Source organism: Flavobacterium sp. LK-23, assembly GCF_058135255.1.
Genome location: NZ_JBYUVT010000002.1, coordinates 327,416 through 341,795 on the forward strand (window position 1 = coordinate 327,416; position 14,380 = coordinate 341,795).

The 14,380-nt window shown below is 36.4% G+C and carries 14 protein-coding genes; 5 read left to right on the plus strand and 9 right to left on the minus strand.

Features of this window, described 5'->3' with window-relative positions; genetic code table 11:
* The first annotated feature begins 136 nt into the window (after window positions 1-136).
* Window positions 137-925 carry an NUDIX hydrolase gene (locus tag AC3Y25_RS04850; RefSeq protein ID WP_489901954.1) on the plus strand — a complete coding sequence of 263 codons (789 nt, stop codon included), beginning with the start codon at window positions 137-139 and terminating at the stop codon, window positions 923-925.
* 95 nt (window positions 926-1,020) lie between these two features.
* On the opposite strand, the gene AC3Y25_RS04855 is transcribed toward AC3Y25_RS04850, so the two are convergent.
* The gene (locus AC3Y25_RS04855; protein ID WP_489901955.1) at window positions 1,021-3,231 is read right to left on the minus strand and encodes a glycoside hydrolase family 3 N-terminal domain-containing protein; all 2,211 of its coding nucleotides are present in this window, start codon (window positions 3,229-3,231) and stop codon (window positions 1,021-1,023) included.
* A gap of 462 nt (window positions 3,232-3,693) precedes the next feature.
* On the opposite strand from AC3Y25_RS04855, the gene AC3Y25_RS04860 reads away from it, so the two are divergent.
* The 3 genes from AC3Y25_RS04860 (at window position 3,694) to AC3Y25_RS04870 (ending at window position 6,389) form a co-directional block, all read left to right on the plus strand.
* The gene (locus tag AC3Y25_RS04860) at window positions 3,694-4,326 is read left to right on the plus strand and encodes an outer membrane beta-barrel protein (RefSeq protein WP_489901956.1); all 633 of its coding nucleotides are present in this window, start codon (window positions 3,694-3,696) and stop codon (window positions 4,324-4,326) included.
* Between the two features lie 251 nt (window positions 4,327-4,577).
* Complete coding sequence (locus tag AC3Y25_RS04865) at window positions 4,578-5,618, plus strand: sensor histidine kinase (RefSeq protein ID WP_489901957.1); 1,041 nt, start codon at window positions 4,578-4,580, stop codon at window positions 5,616-5,618.
* Window positions 5,619-5,627: 9 nt separating this feature from the next.
* Window positions 5,628-6,389, plus strand: coding sequence for a LytR/AlgR family response regulator transcription factor (locus AC3Y25_RS04870; RefSeq protein ID WP_489901958.1), 762 nt, complete (start codon window positions 5,628-5,630; stop codon window positions 6,387-6,389).
* Between the two features lie 258 nt (window positions 6,390-6,647).
* On the opposite strand, the gene AC3Y25_RS04875 is transcribed toward AC3Y25_RS04870, so the two are convergent.
* The 5 genes from AC3Y25_RS04875 to AC3Y25_RS04895 form a co-directional block, all read right to left on the minus strand.
* Window positions 6,648-7,511 (minus strand): COG4315 family predicted lipoprotein, encoded by an 864-nt coding sequence (locus AC3Y25_RS04875; RefSeq protein WP_489901959.1) that lies wholly within the window; start codon window positions 7,509-7,511, stop codon window positions 6,648-6,650.
* A gap of 135 nt (window positions 7,512-7,646) precedes the next feature.
* Window positions 7,647-8,192 (minus strand): YbhB/YbcL family Raf kinase inhibitor-like protein, encoded by a 546-nt coding sequence (locus tag AC3Y25_RS04880; RefSeq protein WP_489901960.1) that lies wholly within the window; start codon window positions 8,190-8,192, stop codon window positions 7,647-7,649.
* Window positions 8,193-8,231: 39 nt separating this feature from the next.
* Window positions 8,232-8,660: a DoxX family protein gene (locus AC3Y25_RS04885; RefSeq protein ID WP_489901961.1), complete on the minus strand. Its 429-nt coding sequence runs from the start codon at window positions 8,658-8,660 to the stop codon at window positions 8,232-8,234.
* 73 nt (window positions 8,661-8,733) lie between these two features.
* Window positions 8,734-9,738 (minus strand): hypothetical protein, encoded by a 1,005-nt coding sequence (locus AC3Y25_RS04890; RefSeq protein WP_489901962.1) that lies wholly within the window; start codon window positions 9,736-9,738, stop codon window positions 8,734-8,736.
* A 211-nt stretch (window positions 9,739-9,949) separates the two neighbouring features.
* The gene (locus tag AC3Y25_RS04895; RefSeq protein ID WP_489901963.1) at window positions 9,950-10,462 is read right to left on the minus strand and encodes a YbhB/YbcL family Raf kinase inhibitor-like protein; all 513 of its coding nucleotides are present in this window, start codon (window positions 10,460-10,462) and stop codon (window positions 9,950-9,952) included.
* Window positions 10,463-10,657: 195 nt separating this feature from the next.
* Here AC3Y25_RS04895 and AC3Y25_RS04900 point away from each other — a divergent pair, with 195 nt between their 5' ends.
* Window positions 10,658-12,022, plus strand: a complete 1,365-nt coding sequence (locus tag AC3Y25_RS04900) for a T9SS type A sorting domain-containing protein (protein WP_489901964.1) — start codon at window positions 10,658-10,660, stop codon at window positions 12,020-12,022.
* A gap of 136 nt (window positions 12,023-12,158) precedes the next feature.
* Here AC3Y25_RS04900 and AC3Y25_RS04905 read toward each other — a convergent pair whose 3' ends face one another.
* The 3 genes from AC3Y25_RS04905 to AC3Y25_RS04915 all read right to left on the minus strand — a co-directional run bounded on the left by AC3Y25_RS04905 (window position 12,159) and on the right by AC3Y25_RS04915 (window position 14,375).
* Window positions 12,159-13,025 carry a helix-turn-helix domain-containing protein gene (locus tag AC3Y25_RS04905; protein WP_489901965.1) on the minus strand — a complete coding sequence of 289 codons (867 nt, stop codon included), beginning with the start codon at window positions 13,023-13,025 and terminating at the stop codon, window positions 12,159-12,161.
* Between the two features lie 344 nt (window positions 13,026-13,369).
* Window positions 13,370-13,471 carry a hypothetical protein gene (locus AC3Y25_RS04910; RefSeq protein ID WP_489902047.1) on the minus strand — a complete coding sequence of 34 codons (102 nt, stop codon included), beginning with the start codon at window positions 13,469-13,471 and terminating at the stop codon, window positions 13,370-13,372.
* A gap of 493 nt (window positions 13,472-13,964) precedes the next feature.
* Window positions 13,965-14,375 (minus strand): OsmC family protein, encoded by a 411-nt coding sequence (locus tag AC3Y25_RS04915; protein WP_489901966.1) that lies wholly within the window; start codon window positions 14,373-14,375, stop codon window positions 13,965-13,967.
* Between the last annotated feature and the right edge of the window lie 5 nt (window positions 14,376-14,380).

Genomic DNA, 14,380 nt, shown 5'->3' on the forward strand with positions numbered 1-14,380 from the left:
TAAGCAAAAAAAAAAATAAACTAACTTCGTTTTTATTTTTACAAATAATTAAGCAACAAATTTTTAAGCCTCTCTCAGCAGCTGTTCACCAGGTCTGTTTAGGCTTATATCATAGATTTTTTTTAAAATTTGCATTATGATTGACAAGACACATGAACTTTTCGAGGTATTTCAATTCTTTACAAGTGACAATAAAGATTACCTGAAAAATTTAGCCATTGACAATGTTATTTTCGGTTACCACGAAAGGGAGCTAAAAGTTCTTCTTGCAAAAAGCCCCTATACAAATCCGTGGATGCTGCCTGGAGGATATATTAAAAAGACCGAAGATGTCGAGACTGCAGCCTCCAGGGTTGCCCATCTGCGTACTGGCCTTCAGGACTTATTTTTAAAACAGTTTAAAGTTTTCAGTGCACCAGGAAGAAACAAAGACCCTCATTTTACACCAGAAGTACTTAGTAAACTCACTGGTAAGACCATCGATAAAAACCACTGGCTTTTTGACCAAATAGCCACAGTAGGTTTCTATACATTAGTAGAATTCTCCAAAGTTTCCGTTGATGGCAGTTCTTACGATGAAGAAGTAAAATGGTTTGATATTAATGATTTACCTCCATTATTACACGATCATAGTAAAATCATTGCCGAAGCACTTAATGCACTGAGACAGCATATCTATCATTATCCAATAGGGTATGAGCTCTTACCGGAAAAATTTACCCTCCCTGATATTCGAATATTATATCAGACCATTTTAGGAAAGGAAATGGATGACCGTAATTTTGCAAGAAAACTAACTTCTTTAGGCATTATCGAAAAGCTAGAAGAAATCAAATATACGCGTGGCCATCGTTCTCCCTACCTATACACTTTCAACAAGGAAAAATATCATCAGGCGCTCGATCAGGGTATTTTCTTTTCATAAATAGTCAAATTATGAGAAGAAATTATCTCTTGCTTTTTAAAGCCTAGAGAACATCTTAAAGAAACAGAGACAATATACTGGTATTGCTCCTATAGCTATTTAGTGAGTTCAAACTTGATTTTTTGGTCATTGACATGAATATAAAACTCCCCTTGTTCTAAAAGCATTTTACCTGTTGAATCCGGAAAGCCCAAATCTTTCTGTGGATCAATTTCAAACACAAACAGCACCTTCTCGCCGGGTTTGATTTCTTTTTTTTCAAAAAATTTCAGTTCTTTCACCGGCCGTGATATTGACGCTGCAGGATCGGAAATATACCATATGATTGTTTCTTTTCCAGAGATCAGCCCCGTATTGGTAACCATAACCTCTGCCCGCAGCTTTTGGGTGGCTTTAATTTTTGCTGCAGCAATTTTTACCTGATCATATTTAAAGGTTGTATAACTAAGACCATAACCAAAGGGATACAAAGGCGTTATAGGGATATCCTGGTAATTACCGGAATCACCCAGCTTCTCTCCTATCCTGGCACTTGGCCTCATACTATAATAAGTGGGAACCTGCCCCACAGTAAGTGGAAAAGTAATAGCAAGCTTGCCTGAGGGATTTACCCGTCCCGACACAATACCGGCAAGGGGTGTCCCTCCGGCAATGCCAGGCTGCCAAATCTCTAATATTGCATCCGAAAGTGGCTCGAGTTTTGTCAGCTCCAGTGGTCGTCCGTTTGAGAGAATAAGCACAATTGGCTTGCCTGTTTTACTTAATGCTGTCATCAATTTTTCCTGTATGACCGGAAGTGACAAGGTGGACCTTGAAGCATTCTCCCCTGTCCATGCTCTTTTCTCCCCAAGGCAAACCAGAATAATATCCGATTGCATGGCTATGGAAACCGCTTCTTCAAACCCAGATTCATCGCTGCCATCGAAATCACAACCTTTAGCATAGGTAAGCTTAAAAGATTCGCCAAGTTCATTTTCAAGGCCATCATATAGGTTTTCGACATCCTGTGATTTTCCAAATCCTGCCCAGGATCCTAAAAGGTTCTGTTTGTTCTTGGCCATTGGTCCGATAACTGAAATACTTTTAAAAGCAGAAGCAGACAAGGGAAGAATATTGCCTTGATTTTTTAACAGTACGATAGATTCCTCGGCAAGCTTAGAGGCAAGGAGCTTATTTTCAGGCTGCAGATATCGGTCTTTTTCCGCTATAACCTCTGAATAAGGCTCATCAAATAAGCCTAGTTTGAACTTTACTCTCAGTATTCTTGAAACTGAGTCATCAATTAGGGAAAGCTTTATTTTTTTTTCCTCAACAAGCTCTCTTAGGTTCTCCATATAAATATTATCAAGCATATCCATTTCAACTCCTGCCAAAAATGCCTTCAAACCCGCTTCCTTTCTGTCTTTGGCAACGCCCTGATTGATAAGCTGTTCTATTGCAAACCAATCCGATACTACAAAACCATCATGCCCCCACTTGTTTTTAAGTATATCAGTTAATGTATAATGATTAATAGTGGCCGGAACACCGCCAATATCATTGAATCCACTCATTACCGTTGCTGCACCTGCTTTAATGCAGGCTTCAAATGGAGGCAGGTAGGTCTCCCAGAGTGACTGTGCAGAAATATTCGAATAACGGTAATCACGGCCGCCTTCAGACATCCCATATCCGGCATAATGTTTTAGACAGGCCGCAATTGAAAAAGGATCATTAAGATTTTTTCCCTGGTACCCTCTCACTGCCGCAGCTCCAAAAACAGCATTCATATAAGGGTCTTCACCATATCCCTCTGCTACCCTTCCCCAGCGTGGATCACGGGAAACATCTACCATAGGGGAAAATGTCCAGTCAATACCTGATAACACAGATTCCTTAGCTGCCATCGTACAATTCTGTTGTACCAGTTCCGGATTCCAGGAGCAGGCCTGCGCCAGAGGAATGGGATAAATTGTACGGCATCCGTGGATTATATCAAAGCCAAAGAGTATGGGTATACCAAGCCGTGTCTGCTCCATAGCCTTTTTTTGCAATTGGTTGCGAAATTCCGGGTCGGTATTAAAATAAATTATCGAACCAATACCAGCTGGAATAGCCCGAGCAGCATCTCCTATGTTGTTTGCATTGGTGTTTGTTCCGGCAGAGTACTGGTTCAACTGCAATATTTTTTCCTCAAGGGTCATTCGTTTGAGTAAATCGGAAACTCTTTTCTCTACCGGCGCCTTTTTTTGTTTGTAAAGTGGCTGCTGTGCAAAAGACAGACAAAATCCGCCAAGAAGTAAATAAAGAAGTAATCTCTGTTTCATAGTAATAATTATTTGAGTCGTTACAAATAGCATTAACGGCAGGCAAAATCAATACGTTAATATGACGTAAAGATATTTAATTTATCATAATACCCTATAAAAAAAATTAAAAAATTATATAAATCAATTATTTTTTCATTTTTAACAAAAAAGAATAACAAATCTTTGTTTTATCGTAAAGTCAAAAACTAATTATGAAATGTAACATAAGTATTGATAATTACATAGAGGATAAGAGACCATGTAAGATCCATGAGTCCAAATTCATTTGATTTGAGTTTTGTAATTTATTCACAATTAAATCAGTTATTCACTAACCATTATCTGTTTGGTTGAGATGTTCAAAAAAAATTCAATTCAAGTATTTTGAAGTTCAGTGGTCAATTTGAGCAGTTAGGTCAATTATTCCCTTATAAATAATTTACTTGAAAGTATCTTTGCCTTGAACCTAAATTGATATTCATGAAAAAGTTAAACACCATAATCTTATTATTTTTTACAACACTTTTAATGGCACAAAATGAAGCCGATTTGTCAAAAAATTTCTCGATGGATTTCGGAGGATCATTTGGAGTATTCTCTCCCTTTAAAAGTTCCGCCAAAGGCTTTCCTGACGAAAAAAACCAGCTTGGATCCAACGGGGTAACTTTTCTGCAGCTGAACTACAAAGAACATTATTTTGCAAAATTACAGTTTGGCCAGACTACTGTCTCTTACAAATCAATACAGAATTCTAATGGCTTTAATTCTATAATCGATTCTAAGGCAAACAGCACTACAATTGGAATAAATTTGGGATATCAATACAAAATAAAAAGCTGGCAGCCCTTTATAATGTTAGGATCAGGTACTTCCTTTATAGATTCTCCCAAAACAACCTTAATAAATGAAAACACAATAAGTTACACCACTAAAACTGGTAATTACCTGTATCTCTCTGCAAGTGTGGGAGTAAATTATATTTTTAACCGGTATTTTATTGTTTCTCTGGAAGGACAAGCCTCTACACTGCCTACAGCGCCCTCAGGGTCTGACACCCATCTGAGCGGTATGAGTCTTCAGCTTGGATTAAAATCATATCTTTTTAGTTTCTAAATAATTCCCCCAGTATGATAGTTTCAGTTTACAAAACAAATGTTACTACAAAAACTAAGTTAAGAAAGGCAAAACCTGTTCTAAATAGAATACTTTTGAACACTAAATGGAATTTTGATTTAGAAGACTGTGATAAAATTCTAAGGGTCGAGAGCCAGGAAAGCCTTTCGGATCTTTTAATATCCGAACTTTATAAAATTGGAATACACTGTGAGGAATTATTTTAGAGTAACAACAGAATATTAGTTTATATGACATATAAAAGGCACTATAAATATTTACGTTTCTATGGATACCCGGCTTTTGCTGTTTTTCTTAATCTAATTCTGGTACTTTTGAATTCGGATGAGGGCAACATTAAAGACTGGAAGGTTTATAGCAATACGGATTTTGTAATTGAAGGATTATTCTGCCTGCTCTTTACAATTGGATTATTTGAAACAGGGTTGTGGTTATCTAAAATCATAAATTCTAACGCTGCTTTGAAAAAAAATGGAAGCCTGCGGTTCATTTTAAAGCTGCTGCTGCATATATTAATTATAAGTGTCCTGGTTATTTTATTTTTTAGCATTGATTTTCCGCAAAAGTATGGGTACAATGACCTGGTTGTCCGCCGGGCACTAATTATTGGCTTTATATTCTCGATATTGGTAACTACAGGTTTTACTGCCGAAGAACTTCTTATAAAATGGAACGAAAGCGAACTGGAAGCTAGTGAAAATAAAAAACAGGCATTACAATCTGAACTCAATGCCCTGAAGCTTCAATTAGATCCGCACTTTCTTTTTAATAATCTGAGCACACTTACTTCTCTAATCGAAGAAAACCAGGAAACTGCCGTGCAGTACGTCACCAATCTTTCTGCAGTTTATCGCTATGTTTTGTCCAACAGAAACAAAAATATGATTGTTTTAAAAACAGAGCTCGATTTTATCAAAGAATATTTATTTTTATACCAAATACGATATGGCTCCTCTATTGCGATCAACATTATAGGTGAGACTCACAATCTTAATAAATTTATAGCCCCACTGACCCTGCAGCTTTTGATTGAAAATGCTATCAAGCATAATTCCTTCTCTACAACTGCACCTCTTATTATTAATATAAATTACCTAAATGACTGGATAATTGTTGATAATAACAAATCGGCCAAATTCACAAAAGAACCCGGAGAAGGAATTGGTCTTGCGCATATTTACCATAGTTACAAACTCTTAGGTGATATAATTCCTGTTGTGCAGGATTTGGAAACTACTTTTGAAGTCAGGGTTCCGTTATTAAACAATTAAAAATATTTTATGATAACTGTTTTGATCATTGAAGATGAAGCTGCAAATGCTGCAAGATTACAAAAAATGCTTTTACAATCACAGGAAGAAATTGTAATTACCGGGGTTTTACAAACCGTACGGGACAGTATTTCATGGCTTGAAAAAGAAAACAGCCCTGATATTATATTTATGGATATACGCCTAACCGATGGTCTGAGTTTTGAAATCTTTAATCAGGTGAGCATTAAGTCCTATGTTATTTTTACAACGGCTTACGATGAATATGCGCTCCGGGCATTTGAAGTAAACGGTATCGATTATCTTCTAAAACCTATCGAACAAAAAAAACTGGATTCCAGCATAAAGAGAATCAAAAGTTTTATGACTCCTGAGCCTGACGCCAGTATTATTGAGGTATTAAAAAATCTGCGTTTCCAAAACAATATTTACAGATCACGATTTTTAATCACTTATAAAGATTTGTTCCTAACAATACCTACTACTGATATTGCCTATTTTAGCTCTGAAAATAAAATAGTACATCTCACAACTCATTCCAATCAAAAATATGTTATCAAACAGACACTCGATGAATTAATGCAGGAATTAAATCCTGATGATTTTTTTAAAGTGACCAGAAATTATATCGTTTGCCTAAAAGCAATCCATAAACTATCCCAATCTTTTGATTATAAGCTTAAACTTGAACTCACTCCCACTGTTAATGAAATTATACTGGTGAGCCGCGAACGTGGTATCGCTTTGAAAAATTGGCTTGACAGCAAGTAGGGTATTATTTGATTAAAATCGGGAAATAAATTTACCTATCTGAATTAGAAAAATTATGGGATAACTCCATCTTTAATCTCCTTAAAAGATAATTTATATATCTTCTTAAGTTTGTACGACACTATAATTATTTAAGAAGGTTTTATTATTGTTATTTTGCATAAGCACAAGAAAAATTGTGCTTATGCAAATGAACTTTGGTATGTCGTGCATTGACTGGGCTAATTCTTAGGAGAAAAAGATTTCATCATGTAAGGACTAAAGTGCTAAAGCCATATCTTTTACAGCTACAGGCCAAACGCCTACAGCAGGAAAACTAATTCCTTTATTGGATCCTCTCACGGCACCATCTTGTCCAAAATAATATAATGGCCAACCTTTATAGGTTAGCTGTTTTTTACCAAATACAGTTATAGCCTTAAATTTTGTTTTATCAAGTATGGACGGAACAACTATTTTATCTGTTTCGTAGATCGGAAAAACTGCATTGTTTGAAAAATCTTCTTTAGTGAAATTATTATGTTCGAAATTATCATACTTGAATGTATATAATGTTTTTCCATTTGAATCCGTAAAATATGCTGTTAAACCATCTCCAACTGTATAATCAGATTTATACTTGTTGCCATCGTGTCCTACAAGTTGATTAGCTGCAAGCATAATAGAATAGTCGGGTTTTGCAATAAACCAAACTCCATTTATTCCATCTCCTGCTGTTCCCCCAGAAGTTTCTAACGTCCCATTTGCCATCGGAGAAAAATGGTATAATGGCCAACCTTTATAGGTAAGTTGTTTTTTGCCTGAACTAGCTGTAATGGTTGCAAAATCAGATGATAATAATCCAGAACTTAATTTATCGGCAGTTAAGTTATCTACATAAAACGGAGGCCATACTGCTTCACATCCTCCTGTGCAGGATGATTGTCCATTGGCATCAAGAGCAAAGGAATATAAAGCTCTTCCTTCTTTATCTGAAAGATAAGACCCTAATGTAGTGTTTATAGAAAGGCTGATTTCTTTTTTTACTTCCGGAGCGGAATCGTTGTTGCTGTTGTCACAACTTACAAAAAATGTTGTTACTGCCAGAGCAACTAAAGCGAATTTAATTTGTTTTAATTTCATTTTGTTTTATTTATTTGATTAATCTTATCAGTGGGTATAATATAACGCACCTTTCAACAATACAGGAGTCAAAATAGTTTTGACTCCTTAGCAGAAAAAATACCACGCCTTGCAGGAGTTTGAGAAATATTATACTTATTGTTTTTGTCCGTAAACCAGCAGTGAAGCTTTCGATAAAGTAGCGAAATACATATTGAAGCCTACAAAAGCTGGAGTAGCCGTTTTTTCTAATTCCAGTTTTTTGCTCAAAGCATACACCGTAATCAGGTAACGATGTGCCGGACCTGCGGGAGGAGCTGCACCTGCAAAACCAGGAGTTCCCATATCCGTATTACTTTGCACTGCACCCTCAGGAAGTAAATGTTTTGAAGCATCGCCTGCATCTGACTTTAGCTCGTGTACATTGGCAGGAATATTAAAAACAACCCAATGCCAGAAACCACTACCGGTTGGGGCATCCAGATCATATACCGTTACAGCAAAGCTTTGGGTTTCTTTTGGGGCATTCTCCCAGTAAAGCTGTGGTGACTTGTTTTCTCCTGAAAATCCCATACCATTGGCATATTGTTTGTCTGTAAACTGGCCTCCGAGTTCGTTGCTCTTTAAGGTAAATGTTTGTGCGTGAAGGGCACAGTTTGAAAGTCCTGCTAAAAGGATTGTAATTGTTATTATTTTTTTCATAAGTTTTAAATTTGATATTAATTGAATTTCGAAAAGATTTTAATTGGTGACAGTATTTCTGTTTCGCAAGTATTTTAAGGCTCCTGTTGACCAGAGTGCCCATAAAATCCAAATAGGCTGAATAAATAATCTAATAAAGCGTTTTTGGTCCGTATCTAATCCTGCAGCATTTATCCCATTGGTGTATTGAGATATGTTTCCCGGAAAAACGAGGATAAAGAAAATAGCTAATGCTATGCCCACTTTGATTTTATTCTTAATTAGGAAAATCATTGCAAGTCCAAGTATGATTTCTACAACACCCGATGATAGCACAATAAAATCCATAAATGAGCTATCACTTGACAACCATCGGGGCACTTGAGCCTGAAATCCTTCTCTTTGAAAGGTTAGATGACTAATACCTGAAAGAACCATTATAGAACCAAGAATGATTCTCATACTATTTTGCAATAATGTTGTTTTCATATTAAATATTGTTAGTGATTAGATTATTTTTTTGCATTTAGAATTTGAATGCAGCTGTATTTGTTATGATTAACTAAAATAGTTTGAAATTTGTTTTTTGAATTTTAAATGATGCTACTGCTGGTGTTTGCCCACTAAATAATGCCCCCAAATGAGCATACAGCACATAGGTTTCACCATCCCTTTTAGCTAAAGTAGTCGGGAATACATCGCCTGTTGCAAAAGTTCCAGTTACATTTGCACTATTCCAATTATTGTTACCTGTAAGTTTAAATACCGTATTAGTAGTATTATTACAAGAAACAGTTAATGTATTATTGTCATTAAGCAATAATCCATCCGCGCCTGATAGTGTTTGGGTCATTTTTATCTGAGTAAAAGCAGATGGGTTATTAACTGGTATTTTGAATAACAATCCCTCATCATATTTTGCGACAATAAGATAGCCATCGGGATGGTAAACAATTCCGTTTAAACCAAATGAACCTGCTGGAGCTACAAACTTGCTGTCTTCTAAAAAAATTGTAGCAGTTCCTGCTAAATCTATTTTATAAATAATATCTGAAAAACTATCTGTAACATATGCGTTTCCAATATTATCAACTGCAATATCATTAGCAAAATGTCCTGAAAGGGGTTTTAATTTTCCTAAATTTACATAGTTGATTCTCTGTTTTGTCGATAAATTATAAATAGCAATTGCCGCTAGCTTTCCTTGTGTTTCAGTTGTTGTCTTTGTACTTGCTCCTGGGTCTGCAATGGTTACAAGCACTCGATTTCTTGCATTATCAATAAAAATCCCTGTAGTAGAAATTAATTCTTTATCATTAATGAAATTAGAATAAGTACCGTCATCTTTAACCATTCCTATAGCACCACTTGTGAAAGAACTTACTAAAAATCTTTCTCCTTGAGGGTCGTATGCCAAACCTTCAGGGTATAAACCTTGTTGATTTATTGTTATTGTATCTGGTGTAAGCGTATTTTGGTCTTGTTTTTCGTCATCTGAGCATGAAGTAGACACAAAAGCGGTGATAATACAGATTGCAAATAATTTTAATTTTATTATTGATTTCATTGGTATGTTGCGTTGTTTGAATTTTAAAAAAAATAAATAGTTTTACTTATGGAAGTTGGTACACTATGAACACCGCTTTCAAAAGGACTTTCAGTACTTTTGCTATTTAGGCTCATGATGAAAATTCCCAAAAAAAATACGCTAAATGACTAGCCACCAATATCAGTTAACCTAAATGGGCTTTGTCCATAGTTTCCCAATCTCTAATTACTTATTGTTTTTGTCCGTAAACCAGCAGCGAAGCTTTAGATAAAGTAGCAAAATGCATATTGAAGCCTACAAATGCGGGAGTAGCCGTTGTTTCTAATTCCAATTTTTGGCTCAGGGCATAAACCGTAATAAGGTAACGATGTGCCGGACCTGCCGGTGGAGCTGCACCTATATAGCCAGGAGTACCCATATCAGTATTGCTTTGCACAGTACCCTGAGGAAGTAAATTTTTTGAAGCATCTCCTGCATCGGACTGTAGTTCGTGTATATTGGCTGGAATATTAAAAACTACCCAGTGCCAGAAACCACTACCGGTTGGGGCATCCAGATCATATATCGTAACTGCAAAGCTTTGAGTTTCTTTGGGCGCATTCTCCCAGTAAAGCTGTGGTGACTTGTTTTCTCCGGAAAATCCCATTCCGTTTGCATATTGTTTGTTCGTAAACTGACCACCTAGTTCGTTACTCTTTAAAGTAAATGATTGTTCGAAGTCATTTGTTGCTGATCTTACCATAATTTTATGAGTTAATAATTATTTTTCAAAGGTAGAACCTAACAAGACGGATGATGTAAGGTCTGACGTTCAAAAAGTATTGCTAAACGTTCAGTTTCTTTAAGTAATATTGTTTAGGGCTTACCAAAATTATTTTACTTAATATTGCTACTGTTTTTCACCTCAAATCTATTAAGCTTACAAACTTTTAAAACAATGAAAAAATTATTACTCTTATGTCTCTCTTTATTGATCGGTCATCATGCTGAAGCTCAAAATTATTATACGACAAGTCCTGAGGGATTTGGGGCAGCTGCAACAGGTGGAGGAACTCCCACTGCATCTAATACTGTTTTGGTTGATAGCTATGCCAAATTAGAAAGCGCGCTTAACTCAACAGCCGCTGCAACTAGTGTAATTTTGGTTTCCGGCATTATTGACTGCCCTTACACCAGTGTACTGCTTAACAATAAAACCATATTGGGTTTACCGGGGGCCAAACTTAGAAACCTTCAAATAACGCTCGGCAACTCAGCAGCATCTGCTGCAAATTCCGGGATTATTAATATAAAACCCGGATCCAATAATGTAATTATAAGAAATCTTATTTTTGAAGGTCCCGGGGCATATGACGTGGACGGTAAGGATAACCTGACCAATGAAGCTACCAATATCTGGGTAGACCACTGCGAATTTCAGGACGGTATGGATGGCAATTTTGATAACAAAGGCAAAGCCGACAATGTCAGTATTTCATGGTGCAAATTCACCTATCTAAAAACTCCGACACCGGGCGGTTCGGGCGGAACTAATGACCATCGTTTTACAGACTTAATCGGATCATCCGCCACTGATTATCCAGCTGACGGAAACTATAGTGTAACCTTTAAAAACTGCTATTGGGCAGAAGGCTGTAAGGAAAGAATGCCAAGGGCCAGAAATGCACAATTGCATATCCTGAATTGTTTTTACAAAACCAGTGTTGCCTCATCAAAAGCTATTGGATTGGGAGGCGGAAATAATAATACCTCCTGTTATATAGAAAATTCAAACTTTGAACAGATAGCCTCAATCTACACCTCTTATCCGGCAGACGGAGGAAGCATCACAGTAAAATTTGACGGCTGTACAAAAGGAGCTGCCCCAGTGGCTGTTACAGGTTTGGATTCGGGAACGGCGCCTGCAAAACCAAGTTACCCCTACACCGTAATGCCCGTAAATGATGTATCTTCTTCTGTTACAAACCAAAATTGCGGTGCAGGAGCGACATTACAGGTCTCCACAGCAGGCGTAATTTCAAATTCCTGCTCTAGTTTAGCGGTGAAAGATTATGCTATAAATAATGCAAAATTATACCCAACACTGGTTAATGATATGCTCAATATTGACTTACTTGATACTTCTGACCATGATACAGCGGTAGATATTTATTCCCTAAATGGAGAAAAAGTTATTTCCTGCAAAAATGCTGCCTCTAACCAGAAAGTATCAGTTAACGTAGCTGCATTATCGCCGGGTATGTATCTCTGCACTGTCAGATCAGCAGAAACCTCTTCCACATTAAAATTTATAAAAAGATAATTTTGTTAAATCAAAAAGGCTTGCAGTTCAAAATCTGCAAGCCTTTCTAATTTTTTTCTCCCTACCCAAAACTTATAATACTTATTTAAGAAAATAGGCCAACCTATAACCCTAAGAATAAAAGTACATAAAAGTTTCAATTCGCTAACTGATATTGCTTGGGTGTTATCCCATAAATTTGTTTAAAGGATTGAATAAAGCTCGATAAATTCTCATATCCAAGTTCACAATATATTTCACTTGCCTTAAGGTCACCCTCTTTTAGCAATTGGGCCGCTTTTTGCATTCTTTTTTCAAGCAGCCATTTATTAGGCGAAGTACTGTAGATTTTCATAAAACGTCGTTTAAAGGTAGACAGGCTCATATGACACAAGAATGCCAATTCCTCTACAGTTACAACATTGTCAATACTACCTGTAATAGCCTGACGGATTAAAAGATCCTCATCAGCTTTATAACCTAAATTACGAAGCTGCTGAATTTTTTCGGGATATTGTTGGCTAAGGTAAAGCAATAATTCTTCAAGTTTGAGCTTTTGCATTTCAGAGGATAAGGGCTTTTTTGTCCCTAGGATAAAACCAAGGGAATCAATAAAGTTGATCAGAAACGGATCTTTCTCAAAGATAAGAAAAGGCGTTTCCTTATTTTCATTTTTTGAAGCCTTATGCACATGGGGATGACGAATAAAGAAATCCGTGAGAAGCTTGTTGTCGAAAAATAAAAGAATACTTCTGTAACGTCCATTTGATGCTGCAATTTTTTCGCTCATCAGGCAGTTTCCAGAAGAAAGCAGTAAAAACGCACTTGGATCAATTCTCACCTCTGTTCCAGCATAGTGAACACTTTTTTGACCTTCGAGTAAAAAACTAAACAAATTTTGTCTGAGTTTAATCTTGGTGTTAATACTCACTACATCCGAATTATAACACATTAATGAAACAGGTTCCATCACATTTTTAGAATCGACCGAATCAGGAAAGGATATTACTATGGGCTGCTTCATAAATGGGATTTAATTGCTTTGGAAATGCCAACGAATTTACAACATTTCTGGTTTATTACGGGGAAATGTTCTGCACTTGTTTTTTTATATTTTTTGGCCGTAAACCAACAGCGAAGCTTTCGATAGAGTAGCAAAACGCATATTGAAGCCAACAAATGCCGGAGTAGCTGTTTTTTCTAGCTCCAATTTTTGGCTAAAGCATAAACCATAATCAGGTAACGATGTGCACGACCTTCGGGAGGAGCTGCCCCCTGCATAGCCGGGAGTCCCCATATCAGTATTGTTTGCAGGGCTCCCTTTGGAAGTAAATTCTTTATGCTATTCTCTGTATCTGAAGGAAGTTCTCACACATCTTCCCGAATATTGAAAACTACCCAGTGCCAGAAGCCACTACCCGTTGGAGCATCCAGATCATATATAGTTACCGCAAAGCTTTGTGTTTCTATTGGGGCTTTTTCCCAGTAAAGCTGTGGTGACTAGTTTTCTGCGGAAAAACCCATTGCGTTTGCATATTGTTTGTTTGTAAACTGACCACCTATCTGGTTACTCTTTAGAGTAAATGTTTGTACGAAGTCATTTGTTGCTGGTGTTGCCATAATTTTATGAGTTAATAATTATTTTCAAAGGTAATACCTAAGAAGGCGTATGGTATAAGGCGCGACGTTCAAAAAGTATTGGTAAACGTCCAGTTTAACAATACACTTTATGAACTACAAAGCAAGGAAGAAAACAGAATATTCAATTCTAATAAAAACTTGAGTTTACATATTTTGAAATTCAATAGTCTTGACAGTACATGAATCTGTTTTTTTTGTGTATAGTATAATAAAGCGGTAAAAAACCTCTATCTTGCAAAATGCTTCCAGAGGCTGTACTTTTTTTATTAAAGCAAAAAAGTTTTCCAAATTAATGAGAAACTTTTTTGTGTGGTTGATCAAATTAATTTAGACTTTTGGATTGTTCTATATTCCATTGACCATCAATCATTCTATGAATATAACAGGCATCAGCATGTTTGAGCAGTTCTATTTTCTGCTCCTCAGAAATATTACCTTCAATTTTTATGTCAACTGTTATGTGGGTTGATAATTTCCCGTCTTCTCCACGTTTTACATTCATCTCCAACTCACCATCTACATCTCTAATTTCCCAATTGTTTTTACGGGCAATGTAGCGAACTGTAGCCACTTTGCACATTGCAAGACTTGATAAAATAAAGTCCTCCGGTGAGAACCCAAGATCTGTCCCTTTGCTGGTTTGGGGCTCATCACCAATTAGTGAGTGTTTCCCATTGCTGATAAATGATTGATAACCTGCTGGAATATTTTTAATGTTTATTTTCTTTCCCATATTTT

Coding starts and splice junctions, on each gene's coding strand:
- AC3Y25_RS04850 (WP_489901954.1), top strand. CDS start 137: ATGATTGACAAGACACATGAACTTTTCGAGGTATTTCAATTCTTTACA.
- AC3Y25_RS04855 (WP_489901955.1), bottom strand. CDS start 3,231: ATGAAACAGAGATTACTTCTTTATTTACTTCTTGGCGGATTTTGTCTG.
- AC3Y25_RS04860 (WP_489901956.1), top strand. CDS start 3,694: ATGAAAAAGTTAAACACCATAATCTTATTATTTTTTACAACACTTTTA.
- AC3Y25_RS04865 (WP_489901957.1), top strand. CDS start 4,578: ATGACATATAAAAGGCACTATAAATATTTACGTTTCTATGGATACCCG.
- AC3Y25_RS04870 (WP_489901958.1), top strand. CDS start 5,628: ATGATAACTGTTTTGATCATTGAAGATGAAGCTGCAAATGCTGCAAGA.
- AC3Y25_RS04875 (WP_489901959.1), bottom strand. CDS start 7,511: ATGAAATTAAAACAAATTAAATTCGCTTTAGTTGCTCTGGCAGTAACA.
- AC3Y25_RS04880 (WP_489901960.1), bottom strand. CDS start 8,192: ATGAAAAAAATAATAACAATTACAATCCTTTTAGCAGGACTTTCAAAC.
- AC3Y25_RS04885 (WP_489901961.1), bottom strand. CDS start 8,660: ATGAAAACAACATTATTGCAAAATAGTATGAGAATCATTCTTGGTTCT.
- AC3Y25_RS04890 (WP_489901962.1), bottom strand. CDS start 9,738: ATGAAATCAATAATAAAATTAAAATTATTTGCAATCTGTATTATCACC.
- AC3Y25_RS04895 (WP_489901963.1), bottom strand. CDS start 10,462: ATGGTAAGATCAGCAACAAATGACTTCGAACAATCATTTACTTTAAAG.
- AC3Y25_RS04900 (WP_489901964.1), top strand. CDS start 10,658: ATGAAAAAATTATTACTCTTATGTCTCTCTTTATTGATCGGTCATCAT.
- AC3Y25_RS04905 (WP_489901965.1), bottom strand. CDS start 13,025: ATGAAGCAGCCCATAGTAATATCCTTTCCTGATTCGGTCGATTCTAAA.
- AC3Y25_RS04915 (WP_489901966.1), bottom strand. CDS start 14,375: ATGGGAAAGAAAATAAACATTAAAAATATTCCAGCAGGTTATCAATCA.